The sequence below is a fragment of the Syntrophobacterales bacterium genome, from assembly GCA_031274925.1.
In the GTDB taxonomy this organism is placed as follows: domain Bacteria; phylum Desulfobacterota; class Syntrophorhabdia; order Syntrophorhabdales; family Syntrophorhabdaceae; genus PNOM01.
This window is the reverse complement of the sequence record JAISPL010000026.1, coordinates 1-20,701: the sequence shown is the minus strand read 5'-3', so window position 1 is coordinate 20,701 and position 20,701 is coordinate 1. Positions and strand designations below refer to the sequence as shown.

The following is a 20,701-nucleotide window of genomic DNA, read 5'->3' as shown; positions in this document are numbered from 1 at the left end:
ATGATAGAGGGGATTCAATTTGCGGCGACGGCAGCCGGCATCAAGGCCTCGGGTCTCGACCTCGGACTGGCTTTCTTCAATGATCCCATGTATGTCTCGTCGCTCTATACGAAAAACCAGGTAAAAGCTGCCCACATTGTTTACAATCGAGGTATTGAAGGCGCGCCGGTCCGGGCCGTGCTCGCAAACAGCGGCTGCGCCAATTCCTGCACGGGGGCGGACGGTATCGGAGATTTAGCCGCCATAGGCGAGAACCTTTCGGCCATCCTCGGGGTAAACCGGGAGGATATCCTCTTCGCGTCCACAGGGGTTATCGGTAAGCGGCTCCCGACGGACACCGTTATTCGTGCCCTGCCGTCCATCGGGAAGGGGCTCAAGACATCTCACATGGATTTTGCCAAAGCAATCATGACAACCGACACGCTCCCTAAGACCGTTGAAGAGACGTTCGGAAGGCAAAGAGCGTACCATATGATCGGCGTCGCAAAAGGGTCCGGTATGATAAATCCCCGCTTTGCCACCTTGCTTGTCTTCGTATTTACCGATTTTCCGGTAGCTCCGGAAACGATACGGCGGTCCTTTGCTCGCGCGGCCAAAGAGACTTTCGAAAGAATATCTGTGGACGGTGAATGTTCGACGAACGACTCCATTCTGCTTTTCACGAAGACCGGAAAAGAAGATCTGAAAGAATTGAAAGCCTTCAATAAGGCTCTTTCTAAAGTCCTCAAAGAGCTCGCCATGATGGTCGTCAGGGATGGGGAAGGCGCGACCCGGGTCGCTCACATCGTTGTGAGAGGGGCCAGGAAGAAGAAAACGGCAGAGAAGATTGCGAGAAGGATTTCCATCTCGCCGCTCACCAAGACCGCATTTTTCGGATGCGATCCGAACTGGGGTCGGATCATCGCCGCAGTCGGCGATGCGGATGTTCCTGTCGTGCCGTCAAAGATTGAAATCACCCTCCAAGACCATGTCGTGGCCAGGGAAGGGGTTGAAGTCCCCTTTGACGAAGAAGAGATGAAGCAGCGAATGGACAAGAAAGTGATCGAAGTGATAATCGACCTCCACGATGGCAAAGCAGGGTTCGATATGTATACCACCGATTACACCTATGACTACATAAAGATAAACGCGTCCTACCGTACATAACAGCGCAAGAGCGTTTAAGCGCACAGCTATTCCGCGATCTCCGGCCGGCGGAATTTTGTTCTGAGCGGGTAACATGGCGCGGCGTTGCCCGCGCTCCATGTTCCTTCCGGAAATATGAGTACGCTCATCCCCTCCCTTATTCTCCAAGCCGCCTGATACATGGACTTTAGGCGCGTTCCCCGAATTCTTCTGTCGATGGCCATGTGATTGCCGGCCCTGAGAGTCCATCTCAGGAAAGGCACAAGGAGAGTTCTTTTACCTGTGGGTTAGGTCCTGTTGTGATGCTTTGCCATGCTTTCTGCGGCCCTTGTCCTTCAAGTTTTTGGAGATATTTGCAACTCAATACTTGACTGGCATTTTTATATTTTGTAGTACAAAAACTTCGGCAGCACTTTAAGCATAAATCCTATAAGCCGCCACCGTTTTGTAATATAAACTTCATCTTTCTTCTTCAGAAGGGCTTTATATATTTGCTGAGTCGCCTTTTCCAAAGGCATAACCCAAAACAGCCCTTCACCTTTAGCCATAGCAGTGTCTATAAATCCGGCTTTTATATCGGTAATAGTAATTTCTAAATTCTGTTTCTTGACTTTGCATCTCAGGCCTTCTGCGTAATTCGAAATATATGCTTTAGAGGCGCTGTATGCAGGACCTTCAGAGTTTCCCCGTAAAGACGCAACAGAAGACATGACAGCTAAATGCCCAGATTTTTTATCTAAAAAATATTGCATGGCAGTATTGATAACAGCGGTCACACCGGAGACATTAACATTGATAGTTTCCTGTTCTAATTCCCCGTTTAACTCATAGTTAATATGTCCTATTCCACTACTTACAAAAATTAAGTCCACTCCACCCATTTCATCAATCAATTCATTAAGGGTTTTCATAGCTTCCGGCGTGTTGGCAATATCCATATATCTGCTATAGGTTTTGCAATGCAATTCACTTTGGAGTTTAACAAGTAATTCCGTTCGTCTGCCGGTCAAACCAATACAGAAATCGTCTTTCGCCATAAATTTCGCAAGTTGCAGGCCAACCCCGCTACTTGCGCCTATGATAATTACTTTTTGCATATTGATTCACCTATAGTAGTTTAGCTTTGACAGCCGGCTTATCACAATAAAGCCTTCTGCCGGAGTCTTTTTAAAAAGGCATAGCAAAAACCCGTAATATTTTTACAAAACCAGTGCCCTCAAAAAACCTTAAGAACACAAAAATCTCCTCCTGACAAGTTCTCATAAACTATCTTTTTATGAGATTTAAATACTGTTAAAGAGTAAGATATGAATGAAGAACAGAAATCCAAAGCATAATAACATTATATGTCTATAGTTTAGCTTACGCCAAGCTATATTTACTTTAGATATACATCCTTCGTATTCATCCCGCCATTGCTCCATGCGCGGCGCACCGTGTTCCCCGCCTGCGCATGGGGGGGGTCCTTCGGTCGGGGGGTCGGGCATGGGTCCGCCTTCAGGCCTGCATCTTCTTTTCTCTAACAACAAGGCGTATGGGACGGCTATTTTTCTCGGGTATCCCGCAAACATTTGACTTTTTGCCTGCTTTACCGGTAAGATTATTTTATGTTGGAAGATGCCATACGGAAATATGGCCTGATTATCCTTTTATCGGCTCTTGGCTTCCAAATGGTCTTTTCGGAGGGCGGGGTTCTTGCTTGTCTCTTGACGTGGAAGGATGCCAGAACAGTCAATGCTTCCATTGCGTCGATAGAGAAGGAAAACAAGCTCCTCTTGAAGGAAATCGACCGATTACAGAAAGACGACCAGTATCTCGAGAACGTGGTGAGAACCAGATACGGTTTTGTGCGAGAAGGCGAAAAACTTTACAGGATTGAAAAATGAGGTATGAAGGATCTATTTACAGACCGCCAAGCGAGGCGGACAGCCTTATACTGCAGGTAGCCATCGGGTGTTCCCACAATAAGTGTACCTTTTGCGGTTCGTTCAAGGAAAAAAAATTCCGCGTACGATCGTTCGAGGAAGTGAAAGAGGACATAGAGGAGGCAAAGCAGTACGCCCGTTACGTGAAAAAGGTCTTTATCGCCGACGGCGACGCCCTCATCATACCCCAGAAGAGACTTCTCCCTATCGTGGAACTGATAGAGGATGCCTTTCCCAAACTTGAGCGGATTGGTGTTTACGGAAACACAAAAAGCATACTAAAGAAGTCCGTCGATGAGTTGAAAGCGCTTCGAGATCTTGGGGTAAAGATCATCTATCTCGGAGTCGAGTCAGGCGATCAAGTCATTCTCGACAAGGTGTGCAAGGGGACGCTTCTCGACAATACGGCGGAGGCGGCGAAGCGCGTGAAAGAGGCGGGCATTACCCTCTCGGTGACCGTACTTCTCGGCTTGGGCGGCACGGAGAGGAGTGCGATTCATGCGGAAGAGACGGGGAAATTCCTGAGCAGGATTGATCCCGACTATGCAGGCGCATTGAGCGTGATCGTCGTACCGGGCACAGTACTGGCAGAAGAGGTCCAGAAAGGCACGTTCAAGGTCCCGGACCCTTACCAGCTCCTTGAAGAGTTGTACATTATGCTTCAGAACACCAACGTTACCCGCATGTTCTTTGCCTCGAACCACGCATCGAATTACCTCCCTGTCAAGGCTTGGCTACCGGAGGAAAAAGAGGCGATACTCAGGGCGATTAAGCAGGTTCTGAACCGGAGAGACCCGTCGCTTTTAAGGCCCGAGTACTTGAGAGCGCTCTGAAATGCCCCGCTCTGACAGTTCATCTGCCGATTGCAATATACCAAGCGTCGATGTGCCGATCCGGGTAAGGTACGCCGACACGGACAAGATGGGTGTTGTCTACTACGGTAACTATCCCGTGTATTTCGAGACGGGGCGCAGCGAATACATGAGGGAGAAGGGTTTTACTTACAAGGAGTTTGAGGGGCTTGGCTACTACCTCATGGTGGTCAATCTTGAGGCAAAATACTACAACAATGCGACCTATGACGACCTTATTATCGTAAAGACGAGCATGCCGGAATTGAGGTCCCGCGGGTTAACGTTTCATTATTCAGTTTATAAGGATGAGACGTTGCTCGTTCAAGGTTCCACGAAACACCTCTGCGTGAACAACGAACGAAAAGCGGTTGCCATCCCTTCCCATCTCTATGCCATCTTGAAAGATGCCAATACCAGGTAGCATGTTGGTCATAAGGATGAGTTCCTTGGGTGACGTGCTTATGGCCATGCCTGCGGTAAAGGCCCTTCGGGAGCAATTCCCGAAAACCCGTATCTCATGGCTCGTCGAAGGGTCCGTGGGCGAGTTGCTCACCCACCAACCCTTTATCGACAAGGTCATACGCTTTCCGAGAAGCGCTATGGTGAGGGCCTTAAAAAGAGGCAGATTTCTGAAGTCAAAAAAGGAAATGGACCGTTTTCTCGGTACCCTCAGAGAAGACAAATACGATATGATTCTTGATTTCCACGGCATCATTAAGAGCGCCCTCCTTTCCCTCTATGTCCGGGGGGGAAAGAGAATCGGATTCGGAAAAATGTATGCCAAGGAAAAAAGCCACCTCTTCTGCCACGAGAAAGTGGAGGGAAAAGACAAGAGACTCCATAAGGTGGAGAGAAACATGCTCATTCCTCGTCACGTCGGCACAGACAGGTCTGTCCCTGAGCTTACCCTCGTGGCGCCGGCAGAAGCGGTTGCCTATATCGACCGTTTTTTCGAGAGCAGTGGAATCCCGTCCCCCGTTTACGCAGTCAACCCTTTTTCGAGCAAAGGGAGCGCCTTCAAACGGTGGGATATAGGGCGGTACGGGCAGCTGATCCGGCGCATAAAAGAGGAAGATCACGCTTCTGTCATTATTCTCTGGGGACCGGGAGAAGAAGAAGATGCCCGTGCATTGCGGGAGACCGTCGGGGACGGGGCCTTTCTTTCCTGTCCCACCGATGTGCCCCAACTTCTCGCCCTCCTCAGGAAGATGGACATGTACATCGGAGGGGATACGGGCGTGATGCACCTGGCCGCATTCGCCGGGACGCCGGTGGTGGCGGTGTTCGGCCCCACGGATGTGCTCGTAAACGGCCCTTACAGCCCGAGGAGTACGGTCGTGAGAAAAGACCTCCCGTGCAGTCCGTGCAAGAACAAAAAGTGCGAAAAGAGAGAATGCCTTGACGGTATAACCGTGGAAGATGTGTACGGTGCGGTCTTGGCAATGAAAGAACGAATAGGGGAGCCTGCATGCGCGTACTCTTCATCTATCCCAACCTCAATGCCCAGATAGGCTTCAACTACGGAATCTCCTACATTTCCGGCATTTTGAAGGCGGAAGGCATTGAGACTCACCTGCTAAACGTAAACGAACAGGTCGGCTACCCTCTTGATCTTGAGAGGATAAAGAAGGATGTGCTCCGCATAAACCCCGACTTTATAGGGTTTTCCGTCCTGACCACTCAGTGCAAATACGCGCTTGAGATCGCCCGGAACATCAAGACCTACCTGGATGTGCCCATCATTTTCGGGGGGATTCACCCCACCATGGACCCTCGGGGAGTACTCGCCGAACCGGTGGTTGATTATATCTGCGTCGGCGAAGGAGAAGATGCGTTCCTGGAACTGGTGAGAAAGGGTGATCCCGCGGGCATCAGGAATATAGGGTACAAACGGAACGGCAGCATAATAGTTGCGCCTATGAGGCCCTTCAAAGAGATCGCGAATATGCCGTTCAAAGATTACGAGATCTTCGACTTTCAGCAGATAATTGATGCTAAAGACGGATGGGTAGGCCTGACCGCCTCCCGTGGATGTCCGTTCCGTTGTACCTACTGCCTTAACCACAAAATCATGGCCCTTTATAAGGACGACGGCCACCTTCCGCGAACCTACCTGAGGAGACATACCGTTGATGAGGTGATCGGTGAAATTGAGTATCTCCTTTCCCGCTATACAGGGATCAGGATGTTCATCTTTGACGATGACATTTTCACTTTTGACAAGGAATGGCTCCATGACTTCTCCGCGAGATACCGAGCCGTAACCAAAATCGGGTTCGTCTGCAACGCACATGCCCGTGTTTTCGACCGCGAGATGGCAAGAGATCTCAAAGAGGCGGGGTGCAGGATCGTCAAATTCGGACTTGAGAGCGGCAGCAACAGGATACGCCGTGACGTCTTAAACCGGTATATGACCAATGACCACATTGCGGAAGCTTTTTTCATCGCCCACGGATTTGGCCTCCACACTTCGGCATTCGTTATGGTGGGATTGCCCTACGAGACCGAGGAAGACATGATGGAGACGGTGAAGCTCCTGGCCAGAATTAAGCCCGGACGGTTCCGATGGACTTTGTTCTTCCCTTTTATAGGCACGAAGGCGTATGATATAGCGGAAAAAGCAGGCATGATCGACTTTGATAGAATGAGCGGCCTTGACAACTTTACGGACGAGACCTGTATGATACTGGGAGAGGACGCTAACCTCTTTGCCGAAAAATTGAAAACCATGTTCTGTCTTTTCGTGAATGGCTATGGTAATGCGGACGGGAAGGGAAAGTACCTGAGTCTTGCGAAGAGGGTCAAGGCGCTGACAAAGAGCGAATGGGAGAGGGAGAAAGAATCCATCGCTTCCGAGCTTCATGTCCTTGACCGCGAGATGGAGCTAAATGGAATGCCTTACTATTGCGTAAAATATAACCCTTTTATGGGTGTGAGAAGTGACTGGACGGACGATAGTCTATCTGCCTAACTGGATCGGTGATATGGTGATGGCCGTGCCTTTTCTCAAGTCTCTAAAGACCTCTCTTTCCGGCGAGTTATGGGGGATCGGCAAGACTAATGCCATGCATATCTACAATGGACTCGAACTGTTCGACCGGTTCGTGCCCTACGACCGGAGAGGGTTTCTGCCTTTCCTTGATGTGGTGAATTCCCTGAAGGAGACGTACTTTGACCGTGGCGTGATGCTGCCCCATTCATTCCGCTCAGCCCTGCTCTTATTTACCGCCCGTGTGCGGGAAAGGATCGGGTATTCAAGGAATAGGAGGGGGTTTATGCTTACCCGTACGGTTGAGGAAGCGCCCGGACTAGAATCGACCGTGGAGCATTATCTGAAGATAATTGAAGCCATGGGCGAAAAAAGGGTCGAGCAAAGCCCCGGGCTTGTGGTGACAGCAGATGAAGAATACAGGTTCGACCACGGACATTTGGATATATTTAGACCGTATGTGGCATTCATACCGGGCGCTCAGTACGGGCCGTCGAAACGGTGGCCCGAGAGCCATTTCTCGGAACTTGCCGACATGATTGCAGACAACCTCAATGCTAAAGTGTATATCCTGCCAGGAAAGGGCGAGGAAGGTATTGCCCGTTCCATAGCGGAAGGCGCGAGAAGAAAGGACCTGGTGGAGGTCAAATACCTTGATATAAGGGATCTCAAAGTTTGCCTGTCCAGGGCATCCGCAGTGATTAGCAACGATACGGGGCCGCGACACATTTCAGCCGCCCTTTCCGTGCCTACCATCGTCCTCCTTGGGCCCATGGACGCAAAATACACGGCCTACCAGAGTCCTCATACGCACCAGGCGTTTATCGATGTTCCATGCAAACCCTGCAACAAGAAGAGATGCGACAGAGACCATGAATGTCTGAAGGGCATTAAACCCCAAGATATTTTCATGAAGGTGGAGAGTGTCCTGAATGGCACAAACTAAGAAATCGGAAACGAATCTGCACCGAAACAGACAAACCTCCCGGCAAGGCGCGGGAAATCGTCAGAATGAAGACGCACGTTCTTCCTCGCCTCGGTCTCGCGCCTCCAGGCGCCTGCTTTCGGCTCCCCCGGAGGGGCAGGAGAGGTGCGGTTACCTCCCGGCAAGGCGCGGGAAATCGTCTGATTTGATCGAAGAATTTCAGAGAAAGAAGATATGCGTGATAGGTGACATCATCGCGGACGTATATATTTTTGGCAAGCCCTACAGGCTTTCGAGAGAAGCCCCGGTGGTCGTCGTAAAATACGAGGAGGAAAAAATTTACCCGGGAGGCGCTGGTAACACGATCAACAACCTTTTAGCGCTTGGCGCCCAAGTTTTTCCCGTCGGATTTATAGGGAGCGATGCCGCAGGCGACAGGCTCATTGACCATTTTTCCCGCTACGAGGCCGTGGATACAGAGGGGTTTCTCCGTCATGATGGCGAAACAGTGACGAAGACGCGGATCCTTGCCGGCGACACCCACACGTCAAAGCAGCAGGTCATAAGGATCGACAAAGATACCAGCCACCTCATAAGCAAAGGCGAGAGAAGGCTTCTCATTGAAAAAGTAAGGAGTCTGATCCCCCGGATGGATGCGTTTATCGTCTCCGATTACGGGCATGGAGTAATTGATCGGAACGTCATACGGCTTATGGCCGAGGCAGCGAAAAGCAAACCGGTGGTGGGTGATTCAAGATATAATTTGAGAAGCTTCAAGGGTTTCACCCTTATCACGCCCAACGAATCGGAGGCATTGGCGCTTGCTTCCCTTGGCGACGGAGACGATATGGAGACGGTGGGAAGGAAGATAATGGGACTTATGAATGTGACGGCACTTCTTGTCACCAGAGGTAACAAGGGCATGAGTCTCTTCCTGAGGGACGGCAGGGTGCATCACATTCCCATTTCCGGCTCGGACGACGTCACGGACGTCACCGGCGCCGGCGACACGGTCTGTGCTGCCGTCACCCTTTCCCTTGCGAGCGGCGTGGACTTTTACAGCGCTTCAAAAATCGCCAATGTGGCCGGAGGCATTGTGGTTATGAAGCGGGGAACTGCAACTGTGACAGTGGATGAGTTGAGAAAAGTTCTTAATGAGCAATAAGCAGGACAAATAAACGAGAGGGGCTGTAACTCACCATGGGCACGATCATCAATAGTCTAAAGGATCTGCAAAAGGTTATCGACGGGGAAAAGAAGAAGGGCAAGCGTGTTGTATTCGGGAACGGCTGCTTCGATATCCTCCATGTGGGCCACATACGATACCTGAAGGGGGCGAAAGCCTTAGGCGACCTCCTTATTGTGGCTGTCAACGACGATTCATCCGTAACGGGACTCGGAAAGAGAAAGAAGGTCGTGACCATGGCCAACGAGCGGGCCGAGATCATAGCTGCTATCGACTGCGTCGACTATGTCATCATCTTCAGTGATCCCACGGTGGAGAGACTCCTCATCACCCTGAAGCCGGACATACATGCCAAGGGCACGGATTACACGGTGGACAGTGTGCCAGAGGGTAAGATAGTGCGTTCCTATGGCGGAGAGGTGGCCATAGTAGGCGACCCCAAGGACCACTCCACCAGGGATATAATCAAGGTTATCAAAGAGATTGATGAAAAATAGGGCTGTTGCAGTCAGTCCCCGAGACGTTCACGGCTGTCAAACCAGCTACCACCGGTATAATAATCTACAGACTGTTGTTTGTGAAACGCTTCGCGGAGCCGTTCATAATTCTGCCAGCTCATAATCCAGGCTGCGAAAGCCCCATGTGAGACGCATACTCCAACTGCTTCAGGCTACCCTGTCCGGGGTGAATTTTTTGAAAAATATCTCTTTTTATACCGTTTCCCGCAGCCGGGAGCAGCGAAAGGGAGACCCAGCAACTTCTGTTTGATTCCAGGCACTTTTTGGTGTAAATTTACCCAAAGCCAGTCTTCGCATGAAAAAGAATAAACAGCCCCTTTCCGTCTACATGATTACCTTCAACAATGGGAAGACCATTGAGCATGCGCTTGAGAGCGTGGCAGACTGGGCGGACGAGATCGTGGTGGTTGACTCCCATAGCACTGACGGCTCACTCGAAATAATGGAGAGGTATACCGACCACGTTTTTCAGTTCGACAACAACAATTTCAGAGAGAAATACCAGCATGCACAGGATCGGTGCCGCAACCCGTGGGTGCTATTCATTGATGCCGATGAATGGCTCACCGAAAGGATTAAAAAGGAGATTGCAGAGGTCATCGCAACGGAAACGATCTTCGATGGGTTTGTCGTCAGCAGGAGAAACATCTACCTTGGGCGGGAGATAAAATACGGCGGGTGGTATCCGGACGAGGAGATCAGGCTTTACAGGAAGAAAAGCGGGTACTGGAAGGGTGACCTCCACGCCAAGATTTACATTGAGGGCAAAGTCGGACGACTGAAGAACCATTACATGCATACACCTTACCTAAGCATTGCGGACCAGATAAAGACCGTGGACCGCTACTCCGCAACCTACGCCAGGGACCTGCATTCCGCTGGCCGCTCTTTTCATATGGCCAACCTGCTTTTCAGGCCCGCCTACCGTTTCTTCAGAGATTATGTCATGAAAAGAGGATTTCTTGATGGGCTGCCCGGACTCATCATTGTCATCTCTACCATGTACTACGTGTTCATGAAGCATGCCAAACTCTGGGAGATTGAGCGGAAAGCGGGGCGCTGAAGATGAATGGATTGAGGCCCTGCGTTACCAACGGTTGATTTGACAACCCTTGTGCATACTGTTATAAAAAATGAACTCATTGCCGGAGGATTTCGTTGGCCCATCTTATAAAATTTAACACCCACTCCGATCACAGAGGCCATCTGACCGTGATGGAGAAGGAAATCCCCTTTGATATAAAACGCGTCTATTACATTTATGGAGTCTCACCGCAGTCTGTGAGGGGCCGACACAGGCACCACAGGACCGTCCATGCCCTGACCTGTCTGAAAGGAAGCTGTGAAGTTTATGTAAACAATGGCGTCACGGAGGCGACGTTCCTCCTCAATTCCCCCGATCAGGGCCTCATACTCCCTCCGGAGGACTGGCACACCATGTATAACTTCAGCGACGACGCGATTCTCCTTGTCCTTGCCTCGGAGTATTACGATCCAGGGGAATATATACCGGACGAATACCCATGATCGAATACGAAAACCTCGAAAAATCCAACCTGCTCTTCTTTGACAGCCTTGTGGAACGCTTCAGGGATACACTGAAAAGCGGCTGGTTTATCTTGGGGAAGAATGTGGAACGCTTTGAGAGCGAGTTCGCTGCGTATTCGGAATGCCTACATTGCATCGGCGTCGGCTCCGGCTTGGACGCCATCACGCTTGCCCTGTCCGCCCTTGACCTCAAGGGCAGGAGGGAAGTCATTGTACCCTCGAATGCCTACATCGCCACTATTATCGCGGTACTCCGGTGCGGTCTTATGCCTGTACCGGTGGAGCCCGATATCCGCACCTACAACATAGATCCGGCGAAAATAGCAGAGAGGATTGGTCCTGATACGGCGGCCATCCTTTTGGTGCACCTCTATGGCAAGCCGTGTGAAATGGGTCCTATCATGGAAATAGCGGCGAAGTACGACCTGAAAGTCGTGGAAGACTGTGCCCAGGCGCACGGCGCCATGTATCGGAACAGGAAGATTGGATCTTTCGGGGATGCCGGAGCCTTCAGTTTTTACCCCACCAAGAACTTGGGTGCGCTAGGCGATGCCGGGGCGGTCACGACGGGAAGTGATGAGACTGCCAACCGGGTCCGAAAACTAAGGAATTACGGCTCCGATACGAAGTACCGGAATGATCTTATCGGCGTCAATTCGCGGCTGGACGAGATACAGGCGGCTTTTCTATCCGTCAAGCTCAGGAAACTCGACGAGATAAACCGGCACAAGAGGCGGCTCGCGCAAGTCTATCATGAGAATCTTAAAGACGGTTTCGTGAAGCCCGCAATGAACGGCGACTGTTTTGACGTGTACCATATTTACGCGATAAGGCACCCCGAAAGAGACCGGCTGAGAGAGCACCTCATGGCAAAGGGTATAAAAACCGAGATCCATTACCCGATCCCTCCCCACAGGCAGGAAGCCATGAAAGGGATACTTGATGACCGGAATTACCCCATCTCCGAAGAGATACACAACACCATACTAAGTCTCCCCATATCGTTCTCTCACAGCGAAGACGACATCCTTCAGGTTGTACATGCAATGAACCGTTTTTGATTGATGGATTGAGAATTGCAGATTCATACTTGATCACTCCTGGGTTCGGCCACGGAAAGATGAATACTGCCAAAGAAGCAAGGACTCCAAAAACTGGAAGTGGTCTCTCTGGTATGTTATAGTAACGGATATTATCTATGACAAAATCCCGACAGACACGGAACGCTTTTTCCCCTGCAACCATCCGCGCCCTGGCGCGGGACGGGGTCCACGAGAAAGTTATAGGTTACCTCCGGGATAAGCCGCGGGGCGAGGTACTTGATATCCCCACCGGCTTGGGCGCCCTCGCTGAAGTACTGCATGGGATGAAATTTCATGTATCATGCTGCGATATTGACACCGCGCAATTTCTCGCGAATGGTCTCATGGTCGATAGGGGCGACCTCAACGGACGGATTCCTTATGAAGACGGGAAGTTCGACTATGTTTGCTTTCTCGAAGCCATAGAACATACGGAGAACCCTTACAATGCGGTCCGCGAGCTTGCACGGGTCCTTAAGCCGGGAGGCACACTCATCCTCAGCACCCCCAACTACCTGAACATCGAGCGGCGGCTCAAATTTCTCGTTACCGGCTTCTTCACCCGGCCCGTTTCCCGCGAGATGTTCCTGAACGACTGCCAGGGAAAGACTTATGGCCTGCACATGAGCCCCATGGGCTATACACTCATCAGGTTCGCCCTGGAACATGCGGGACTCGACATAAGGACCGTCACGTATGATAAGAAGAAACCTAAGCAGATGTTCCTGAAGCCCGTCGTATGGCTCATACGATTGTACATAAAGTTTTGGCCGGAAAAGAAACGGGCAAAATATTGGCTCGGGGAGACATCGGGGAGTGATATACTGGAAGGGGGAAATACCCTGATTATCTTTGCGGAAAAACCGCTCAAAGGAGTTTGAGCCTGTGAATGTGAATATATTCGATCTCGGGAGAGATCACCGCGAGATGAAGGGGGAGTTGGTCAGGATATTTGAAGAAGTCCTGTCGGGTGGACAATTTATTTTGGGTAGGGGCGTGAAGGCCCTTGAAGAGGCGTTCGCGTCGTATATAGGAGTCAGGCATGGGGTGGGAGTGGGCAACGGGACGGATGCCATAAGAGTGGGCGGGCTTGCCCTCGGACTCACAACAGGGGATAAGATCATCACCACTCCGAATACGTATGTGGCGACAGCAATGGCTCTTTCCGTACAGGGAATCGACCCCGTTTTTTGTGATATTGAAGAAGAGACATTAAACATGGATCCTGCCCTGCTTGACGACATCCTGAAAAAACATAAAGATATAAAGGTTTGCATACCAGTCCATCTCTATGGCCATTCCGCCCGGATGGACGAGATCATGCAAATTTGCACGGCCCATGGGGTCCGGGTGCTTGAAGACGCAGCCCAAGCCCATGGTGCCCTTTATAAGAACAGGAAAGTAGGTAGCCTCGGTGACGCCGCGATATTCAGTTTCTATCCCACCAAAAACTTGGGTGGCTTCGGGGATGGCGGCATCTTGGTCACCGATTCAGACGAGGTTTATGAGCGGGCCCTCAGGCTCAGAAATTTTGGTCAAGATGACCGCGCAAAACACGTCCACATAACCGAGGGGTTTAACTCAAGGCTTGATGAGCTGCAGGCGGCAATGATCCACTACAAACTTCCTTTTCTTGATGTCTGGAATGAAAAAAGGAGAGCCCTTGCCTCCCTTTACACTCGGACACTCGCGGGCATACCCGTCAGTCTTCCCTTGGAAGAGCCCTGGGCGCGCCACGTCTATCACATTTACGCCATAAGATCGGAAAAAAGAAAGGATCTGATGACATACCTATCTTCAAAAGGGATTACGACCATCATAAACTATCCCACGCCGATTCACCTACAGCAGGTCTACGCCCGTCTCGGATATAAGGAAGGTTCTTTCCCCGTGGCAGAGAAGGCCGCCAGGGAGATCATAACCCTTCCCATGTATCCCTCCCTCACCGAGGACGAGGTCCAATACGTTTCCCAGACCATACGGGACTTTTACGGAGCAGGAGCCGCATGAAAGTCCTTCACCTTTTCAGCGACTGGAAATGGACCGGTCCTGCGGAGCCCACGGTATCCCTGTGTGAAGCCTTGACCGATGCTGGTGTGGACGTGACCATAGCCTATCGCCCGACCCCCATGGAGTATCCCGACAGGACCGTGGAGAAAGAGGTCCATAAAAGGACTCAAATAAAATACCACGGCGGCTTCAAGCTCAACAGGTATTTCTCTGTCTCGGATTGGGCGTATGATATAGGCTCCATCAGGTCCTATGTAAAGGAACAGAAAATCGACATCGTACACACGAACCTGTCTCATGATCACTTTACCGCCCTCTTTTCCTTCGCCTTCTCAGGGGTATGGCGACCGCTTGTCATACGGTCGGACCACAAGAGGGATGGTCTCCCCAAGAGCCTTACCATGTCATGGGCGTTTGGGAAAACGGATGGTCTCGTGACCTTCAGCAGGAAAATCATGGACCGCGACATCGCAAATTTCCGGTTCAACGGGGAGAGGACCTGCGTCATCCCTCCCGGGATCACCCCTTATACCGGTCCCGTCGAAGACCTGAGAGACTCCCTCGGAATCAAGCCGGACGAATTGGTGATCGGAGTAATAGGCCGGTTGAAACCCGACCGGGGCTACGATGTAATACTCAGAGCTTTCAAGATTGTGCTGGAACAAATCGACAAAGTGAAGCTCGTTATCGTGGGGCGAAGCTCCCAAATAGAAAACAGTATACTCGGACCCCTTTTACAACTGGGAATCGCGGACCATGTTATACTCGCGGGATACAGGGTAGAAGATTATTTCTCGATGATTTCTGCTTTTGACCTCTTTGTCATGATGAGGGCCGGGAGTGACGGGAGTGCGCGAGCCCTGAGAGAGGTCATGGCAATGGGTAAACCCGCCGTTGTGTCCGACTTGGGGATGCTTCCCGAGCTGGTGGATCATGGGAAATCCGGGTTTGTCGCGGCGCCCGAACCAGGTGAGGTGGCCGAAAAAATAATGACGATCCTTACAGACGATACGAAGCGGGAGGCTTTCGGAAGTTATGCGAAAGAGTCCGCCCGGGAAAAATGGAGCTACGCCGCTCAGGCGCATGCAATGAGTGAGTTCTACGAGACCCTTCTCACAATGGGCCGTAGAAAATAATACACCCCATACTGTATACTGCCGGCACCCCCCCTTTTTTTCTACTCCGGTCCTGTTATTGCGTTAATCCAAATCCAGAAATAGACGCTATCAATTAACCACGAGGGCGCCCAATCTTGTTGAATCAATCAATTCCCTGCAGTGCGCCCAAAGAGGCAACCATGTCTCCAGGTTTCTCTGCGTAAGCAGGCGATAGTCCAAAGAAAATACCCGAAGCAGAGCCAGAGTGAAAAAGAGAGGAGAGGAGATTCATCGTCGGCTTCCTAGCATGGTCCCCTTGCGCGGGGCAGCTAAATTTTCTGTGTCTTCAGTGAGCTTGTCGCTTCCTCGGGCGTGATGGCCACGACATAGAATTGGTCGTTCCGCTTAAATCGTGAAGACCGGAGGTCCCTGGGGAGTATCTCGATACGCCAGTGGAAGTATTCGCTCACAGGAAGATCATCGGTGACATAAGGGTCTTTATACATGTTTGGCGAAGTATGGAGCACCACACTGTATGCGTTTACTACTTTTTCCATTCTCTTCATGATGTCGAGCATGATAGAGGTGAGGTCGCGTAAGACCCCATGATCCACGGGGCGTTCGAAACAATCGTCATGAAATCTGGGCATTACCCAGACCTCGTAAGGAAACCGTGAGGCAAAAGGGCATATGGCAGCGAAGTTGGCGTTGATACTAACGATCCTTTTGTTTTGCCTGATTTCCTGGGCAATAATGTCGCAAAAAAGACAGCGTTCCTTCTGAAGGTAACGCCTTTTTGTGTTTGAAAGCTCCGTCTCAATCATTTGCGGCACGATTGGCATGGCAAGCAGGTGGGAGTGGGGATGAAAGAGAAAAGAGCCCGCAAGTTCCCCGTGGTTCTTGAATATTTGGATATGTTTGAATCTTTTTTCCTGCTTTAGATCGCGAATCCTCTCCATGTAGAACGCCATGAGGAGGAGGAACTCGTCCTCAGTAAAACTCGAAAGACTTTTGGTGTGGGACCTGTTCTCCACTATGATCTCATGGGCTCCCACATTACCCATCTTGTCATAAAGCCCCTCGGCCCTTTTTGCCTCGTCTATGTCAGACAGAAATATGGGGTTGGCGGCAGCAAAACATCGGATCCGCCATTCATTTTCGCTGCCCTGGTATTGTTTTATGGTCGGTGGGGTCAGGTTTTCATTGCCCGGACAGAACGGGCATTCGCCGGCGGAGTCGCCCTTGGCCATGATTAAACCGGATACTACCCAGTTGCCTGATATGGGGTCTCTGCGAAACTCTGCCATTGCTTTAATAATAGGCTATGACCGAATGTTTGTCAAACTCGCCTCTCCCCCAGTGCGAGAGGCGAAGGCGTGAGCGCAAAAATTCAATACTTCCTCGCTTGGCAGGTCTTTTTCTCGTGCAGCCTGGATATACTTTTCATACATGGCCTTCACTGCAATTGCCCGCTGGTCCTGCTTCGGCGCCCTCGTCATGAATAAGCGACAGCACCAGGACCATGGTTTTCGTTCCATTGTGCGCCCTTACATCAGTACTCTATCCCCTTTCTCGCTGCCTCACCATTCTGAAAGACATGCTTCACTTCATTAAACTCCGTGACAATATCCGCTGCTTCAATGAGACGTGGATGGGCGTCCCTGCCGGTAAGGACTACATGCAGTCCGGCAGGGCGTTGCCGGAGCGCGTCCAGGACATCGTCTGCGGGAAGCAACCCGTACGCTAAGGCATTATTGATCTCATCCAGTATCACCATGTCATATTCACCGGCAGACAGTACTCCTTTGCATACGGCCCAGGCCTCAGCCACCCCATTCACGTCTTCGTGATCCTGGTTTTTTGCATTGACGAAGCCGCCCCCCAACTGCCTGATGGTCAGGCAGGGTCCTAACCTCCTCGCTATTTCATGCTCGCCGCAACGCCACGAGCCTTTGATGAATTGAAGCATAATTACTTTCAGGTCTTGGCCCACTGCCCTCATGGCCATGCCGAGGGCGGACGTGGTCTTTCCCTTTCCATTGCCAGTGAGTACGATTATATAGCCTCTGTTATTCATTCCCGTCAGCCGTTGTTAGCGCTATGTACCCCGACATGCGCTCCCCTTTTTCAGCGTTCAAACCGTGTCGCGTCACGATTGCCGGCTCGTCAATGTTTCCTTTTTGCGCGACAATATTTAATTTATGCAAATGCAGAAGAGATTGTCAAAATATTCCTGCAACGGCTCAAGAGAGAACTACTGCTTTCCGCCTCGTGAGCGTTTCCTTGCCCCCGTGAAAATTTTGCCGTGGGGGTTTTCATTTCAGGACGATATACTTCCTTGTATGCATTGAAATGGAAGACAAGGGGGGGCTTCAGACGGGCTTCGCCCGGTCTGTCACGATGATTTTCCTTTTGAAAAGAGCCCCGGAATGGAGGAAAAAGGTGTATAGAATCCGCTAAGCCAAAAAACGGCCTCAAGGGCTGGCCGGACCAGGACAGGGTCGTGCGTCCATTGCCGAAAGGTTCCTCGCGCGGCCCTCCTTTGCAGCTGGCTGGTTTAAGCCGAAAACATCAGGAGACTGAAGGGGAATTCTTTTGAATTCGCTGATTGGTATCCATATATGGCCTGGGGGAAAATTCTGACAATTTCGTCATCACAGATCTACGTCCTGACAAATTTGTCAGTTTATCGCACACATGCGCTGTCAATATCAATAATAATTCCTGCATGTTGGGCATGTTCAATTTTTGGCATACCTGTTGCTTTCTCCTTAAAAAGGGATCGGGGGCGCCGGTTATTGGCCGGAAAAGCGAAACCATGTGTTACCATACCCCAATATCAATGACTCCTGACCCGCAAAAACACCCTGCATCGCCGCTTTTGATCGTGCAACACGGGGAGCGGACATAAGGGAAAGAATGAAAAGGAGGACCTCATGGAACCAACCAGACTGAAGGTGCAGACGGAGGAACCCCTGAAGGTGGAAGACTCAGGGTCTCAGGAGAATCATCAGGTCCGGGACCAATTTTTCAGGGTAAGCAAAGTTGTGGGATCGGCAAAATCATTGAGTGGCTGGGTTGAATGGTTCAAGACCCGCAATATCCCTTGTGCCATAACGAAAGTCGGCAGAGGGTACAGCCTCTGGCGTAGCGGCATTGAGATAGGCGGGGGAGTATCCATCGCTCTCTCGGTCCTTATAAAGAAAAACATTGTAGTTTCCTTCGGTCTCTTCCCTGTGGAAGAGGCAAACACTCCCGGGTAGTGCTTATAGATTATCCCTGGTCTATAAATGAGCGCATAAGCCAGGGTAGTGCTGGCTATGGAGAAACAGTCGGGCTCGGAGGAGGATCCCCTCTCCTCCGAACTTCTTTTGTCAACGGTTGAATTCTGCATAGAAACAAAAGTTTGTCTCAAGTCCGGCATACTGCCCGGACAACATCCGACGCCAAATACCGGCACATTGTTGACAAAACAGGGTCGCATATAACCGAAAATGCGGCGCGCTCATCTTCGTGGCGCCAATTTGTCATTTCCAGCGCCACGCATACATGCCTTTAGAAATCTATTATGGAAAGCCCAATAGAATGTTCTGGGAATGGAGCTTCACTATTTAACCCACAAGATACTTAATAACAGCGGGCCAATACGGAAATTTCTCGCTGCCAAATTGAATCAATTCTCCCCGAAATTCAGAAGCGCCATTTTTGGTTCTGTCATCAATCAGGAAATCGCCACGCAACAGGTCTTTGTGATGTGTAAGAATCAGCCGCTTATAAAAAGAGCTGCCTTTTTCCGCCCCAAAATACTTGTGAACCCACGGCAATTTATCTGACCATGCGGAGGGATTAAGCCACGGCGCGGTAGAGAGGATGAATACATCATAGTGCTTGGCTATCTGGTCTACTGCTTCAATAGCGCCGGGCATAGGCTCCATCAAGCTAAAAATTCCTGGAACCTCATCTAAACAGCCCTCATATTTCGCTTTGGTATCGGCATCTAATTTAGCAATCCCCGATGGAAAATCGACACGCACGTTATCCATATCCATGTAAACGGTTTTCCGTTTCATCTATCGGCACCTTTGTTTCCTTATAAAAATATGTTTGGGGTTTCTCATTGTCTTTTGATCCTTTTTTCGTTTTATCTTAACTATCTTATTATGATTCTTGTCTTTATGCCACCCACCCCATAGGGATTTCAATTTTTCTTAATTTATTTAACTCTACGGGGCTAATTCCCCGCCCCTTGGGGCGGGGAGGTTCGCTATAAGACCTCTTCCTGAAACCAAGGGGTGTGGTTAATCTCGTAATCGCTTCCCTTTGCCGACCGTCCTTATGAAGCCCACGATTTGCCCTTACCTTATGCGCATACAGGGCACATACCGCAACATTCCTTCGCGGGGATGGGGCCATGCTCAGGTCATTCCGAAATCTATGAGCGAAATGTGTGAATAATATCTCTGTGTCCGCACCCACATTGAGGACAAGGCTTCCCCTGGCTTGTTCACCGGAAGTCCCGAAAGATTATCGGCAGCCTTAGAGGGATACTTCTAAGGCGAAGGGTTTAAAGGGTAGTCCGGAGACCGAAAGGCATCATGCTTACTGTTCACGAACAGGGACACCTCGGTTAGGCTGTCGAATAATGGATAATCCTTGTATTTGTTCCACGGCATTTTAAGCCCGGTCCCCATGATGCCCGCCTCATATGCTTTTCCGAGAATTAAAGGACTGTCATCGACAATGCCGAAGCAGTCGTCGAAGAGGACCGTCTTGTCGTAACTGAGATGGATCTCGTCAAAAAGCAGATTGTTTGCTCTGAGCCAGCGCTCCGTCGGGTCAAGAGCCTCCTTTTGCCTGTGGCTCGCGATGATGATGTGGAAACCATTTTCTTTTAACGAGGAGAGAAACGGCGCGGCGTCATGGTATGGGGTGAACATGTACTGGTCCATATGGATGTCCCTGATAAAACTGTAGAACGCCCGTGGTGTAACATATTTCTTCCAGAAGTCGAGATCATGCCACTCCGTATACAGGGTGAGCTCGGGGTTCACCTTTACCATCCGTTTGTAAAGGACGGCAGAGAAATCCCATAACGTATTATCAATATCAACGATAAGTTTTTTCATAATGCCTTATTATAGACCAATTCAGCCGAAATGTTAAGATGGTCGGCACTCAAGCCTGGAAAAGCCTTTATGTCACGTTCCCCTCTGTCGCGCCTGCAAGTATGACTTGTGGATGCGCGACAGAATCAATCTCCCTGCCTGACGATGATTTGCTTGATGGACAAGCCGTATTCTTCGGTTTAACAAAACATCCAATGGAAGAAGAGAAGGATAAAGAGCCGCCCCCCTGCGCTATCATGGTGTCGCCCGGCCATGCCTTCTGTCTCCATCGGTCACTATATGGTGTCTCCCGTTATTCCGTAATTGCCTTTGATAC

Annotated in this window: 23 protein-coding genes; 17 read left to right on the top strand and 6 right to left on the bottom strand. The window is 50.4% G+C overall.

The window, feature by feature from the left end; genetic code table 11:
• A complete protein-coding gene (argJ, locus tag LBQ00_04545; GenBank protein MDR2018129.1) occupies positions 1 to 1,146 on the top strand; it encodes a bifunctional glutamate N-acetyltransferase/amino-acid acetyltransferase ArgJ in 1,146 nt (381 codons plus the stop codon).
• A gap of 26 nt (positions 1,147 to 1,172) precedes the next feature.
• Here the strand turns inward: argJ and LBQ00_04540 are convergent, their stop codons facing one another.
• Entirely contained in the window at positions 1,173 to 1,388 is a 216-nt protein-coding gene (locus LBQ00_04540) for a 1-acyl-sn-glycerol-3-phosphate acyltransferase (protein ID MDR2018128.1), read from the bottom strand.
• A 117-nt stretch (positions 1,389 to 1,505) separates the two neighbouring features.
• The gene (locus tag LBQ00_04535; GenBank protein ID MDR2018127.1) at positions 1,506 to 2,222 is read right to left on the bottom strand and encodes an SDR family NAD(P)-dependent oxidoreductase; all 717 of its coding nucleotides are present in this window, start codon (positions 2,220 to 2,222) and stop codon (positions 1,506 to 1,508) included.
• 510 nt (positions 2,223 to 2,732) lie between these two features.
• On the opposite strand from LBQ00_04535, the gene LBQ00_04530 reads away from it, so the two are divergent.
• The 14 genes from LBQ00_04530 (at position 2,733) to LBQ00_04465 (ending at position 15,298) form a co-directional block, all read left to right on the top strand.
• A complete protein-coding gene (locus tag LBQ00_04530) occupies positions 2,733 to 3,011 on the top strand; it encodes a septum formation initiator family protein (GenBank protein ID MDR2018126.1) in 279 nt (92 codons plus the stop codon).
• A complete protein-coding gene (locus LBQ00_04525) occupies positions 3,008 to 3,883 on the top strand; it encodes a radical SAM protein (GenBank protein ID MDR2018125.1) in 876 nt (291 codons plus the stop codon). The genes LBQ00_04530 and LBQ00_04525 overlap by 4 nt, the downstream gene beginning before the upstream one ends.
• A 1-nt stretch (position 3,884) precedes the next feature.
• Positions 3,885 to 4,325 carry an acyl-CoA thioesterase gene (locus LBQ00_04520; GenBank protein ID MDR2018124.1) on the top strand — a complete coding sequence of 147 codons (441 nt, stop codon included), beginning with the start codon at positions 3,885 to 3,887 and terminating at the stop codon, positions 4,323 to 4,325.
• Positions 4,326 to 4,359: 34 nt separating this feature from the next.
• Positions 4,360 to 5,415, top strand: a complete 1,056-nt coding sequence (locus LBQ00_04515; GenBank protein MDR2018123.1) for a glycosyltransferase family 9 protein — start codon at positions 4,360 to 4,362, stop codon at positions 5,413 to 5,415.
• On the top strand, positions 5,373 to 6,875 hold the full coding sequence (locus LBQ00_04510) for a B12-binding domain-containing radical SAM protein (GenBank protein MDR2018122.1): 1,503 nt from the start codon (positions 5,373 to 5,375) through the stop codon (positions 6,873 to 6,875). Before LBQ00_04515 ends, LBQ00_04510 begins: the two co-directional genes overlap by 43 nt.
• Positions 6,844 to 7,839, top strand: coding sequence for a lipopolysaccharide heptosyltransferase II (waaF, locus tag LBQ00_04505; GenBank protein ID MDR2018121.1), 996 nt, complete (start codon positions 6,844 to 6,846; stop codon positions 7,837 to 7,839). The genes LBQ00_04510 and waaF overlap by 32 nt, the downstream gene beginning before the upstream one ends.
• Positions 7,826 to 8,983, top strand: coding sequence for a PfkB family carbohydrate kinase (locus LBQ00_04500; GenBank protein MDR2018120.1), 1,158 nt, complete (start codon positions 7,826 to 7,828; stop codon positions 8,981 to 8,983). The genes waaF and LBQ00_04500 overlap by 14 nt, the downstream gene beginning before the upstream one ends.
• 35 nt (positions 8,984 to 9,018) lie before the next feature.
• Complete coding sequence (locus tag LBQ00_04495; GenBank protein MDR2018119.1) at positions 9,019 to 9,501, top strand: adenylyltransferase/cytidyltransferase family protein; 483 nt, start codon at positions 9,019 to 9,021, stop codon at positions 9,499 to 9,501.
• A 316-nt stretch (positions 9,502 to 9,817) separates the two neighbouring features.
• Entirely contained in the window at positions 9,818 to 10,585 is a 768-nt protein-coding gene (locus LBQ00_04490) for a glycosyltransferase family 2 protein (GenBank protein MDR2018118.1), read from the top strand.
• 95 nt (positions 10,586 to 10,680) lie between these two features.
• Positions 10,681 to 11,049 (top strand): FdtA/QdtA family cupin domain-containing protein, encoded by a 369-nt coding sequence (locus tag LBQ00_04485; protein ID MDR2018117.1) that lies wholly within the window; start codon positions 10,681 to 10,683, stop codon positions 11,047 to 11,049.
• A complete protein-coding gene (locus LBQ00_04480) occupies positions 11,046 to 12,131 on the top strand; it encodes a DegT/DnrJ/EryC1/StrS family aminotransferase (protein ID MDR2018116.1) in 1,086 nt (361 codons plus the stop codon). Before LBQ00_04485 ends, LBQ00_04480 begins: the two co-directional genes overlap by 4 nt.
• Before the next feature lie 137 nt (positions 12,132 to 12,268).
• Positions 12,269 to 13,033 carry a methyltransferase domain-containing protein gene (locus LBQ00_04475; GenBank protein MDR2018115.1) on the top strand — a complete coding sequence of 255 codons (765 nt, stop codon included), beginning with the start codon at positions 12,269 to 12,271 and terminating at the stop codon, positions 13,031 to 13,033.
• 4 nt (positions 13,034 to 13,037) lie between these two features.
• A complete protein-coding gene (locus LBQ00_04470; protein ID MDR2018114.1) occupies positions 13,038 to 14,162 on the top strand; it encodes a DegT/DnrJ/EryC1/StrS family aminotransferase in 1,125 nt (374 codons plus the stop codon).
• Positions 14,159 to 15,298, top strand: coding sequence for a glycosyltransferase family 4 protein (locus LBQ00_04465; protein MDR2018113.1), 1,140 nt, complete (start codon positions 14,159 to 14,161; stop codon positions 15,296 to 15,298). Before LBQ00_04470 ends, LBQ00_04465 begins: the two co-directional genes overlap by 4 nt.
• Positions 15,299 to 15,588: 290 nt before the next feature.
• On the opposite strand, the gene LBQ00_04460 is transcribed toward LBQ00_04465, so the two are convergent.
• On the bottom strand, positions 15,589 to 16,566 hold the full coding sequence (locus LBQ00_04460) for a DUF4931 domain-containing protein (GenBank protein ID MDR2018112.1): 978 nt from the start codon (positions 16,564 to 16,566) through the stop codon (positions 15,589 to 15,591).
• A 245-nt stretch (positions 16,567 to 16,811) separates the two neighbouring features.
• Positions 16,812 to 17,336, bottom strand: coding sequence for a cob(I)yrinic acid a,c-diamide adenosyltransferase (gene cobO / locus LBQ00_04455; GenBank protein ID MDR2018111.1), 525 nt, complete (start codon positions 17,334 to 17,336; stop codon positions 16,812 to 16,814).
• Positions 17,337 to 18,195: 859 nt separating this feature from the next.
• Between cobO and LBQ00_04450 the strand changes: the two genes are divergently transcribed.
• Positions 18,196 to 18,522 carry a hypothetical protein gene (locus LBQ00_04450; GenBank protein MDR2018110.1) on the top strand — a complete coding sequence of 109 codons (327 nt, stop codon included), beginning with the start codon at positions 18,196 to 18,198 and terminating at the stop codon, positions 18,520 to 18,522.
• Positions 18,523 to 18,870: 348 nt separating this feature from the next.
• Here LBQ00_04450 and LBQ00_04445 read toward each other — a convergent pair whose 3' ends face one another.
• Together LBQ00_04445 and LBQ00_04440 are read right to left on the bottom strand one after the other, a co-directional pair.
• Positions 18,871 to 19,329: a hypothetical protein gene (locus LBQ00_04445; GenBank protein MDR2018109.1), complete on the bottom strand. Its 459-nt coding sequence runs from the start codon at positions 19,327 to 19,329 to the stop codon at positions 18,871 to 18,873.
• Positions 19,330 to 19,809: 480 nt separating this feature from the next.
• Complete coding sequence (locus LBQ00_04440) at positions 19,810 to 20,385, bottom strand: hypothetical protein (protein MDR2018108.1); 576 nt, start codon at positions 20,383 to 20,385, stop codon at positions 19,810 to 19,812.
• 101 nt (positions 20,386 to 20,486) lie between these two features.
• On the opposite strand from LBQ00_04440, the gene LBQ00_04435 reads away from it, so the two are divergent.
• Positions 20,487 to 20,701: hypothetical protein (locus tag LBQ00_04435; GenBank protein ID MDR2018107.1), on the top strand; the 215-nt coding region annotated here is incomplete at its 3' end.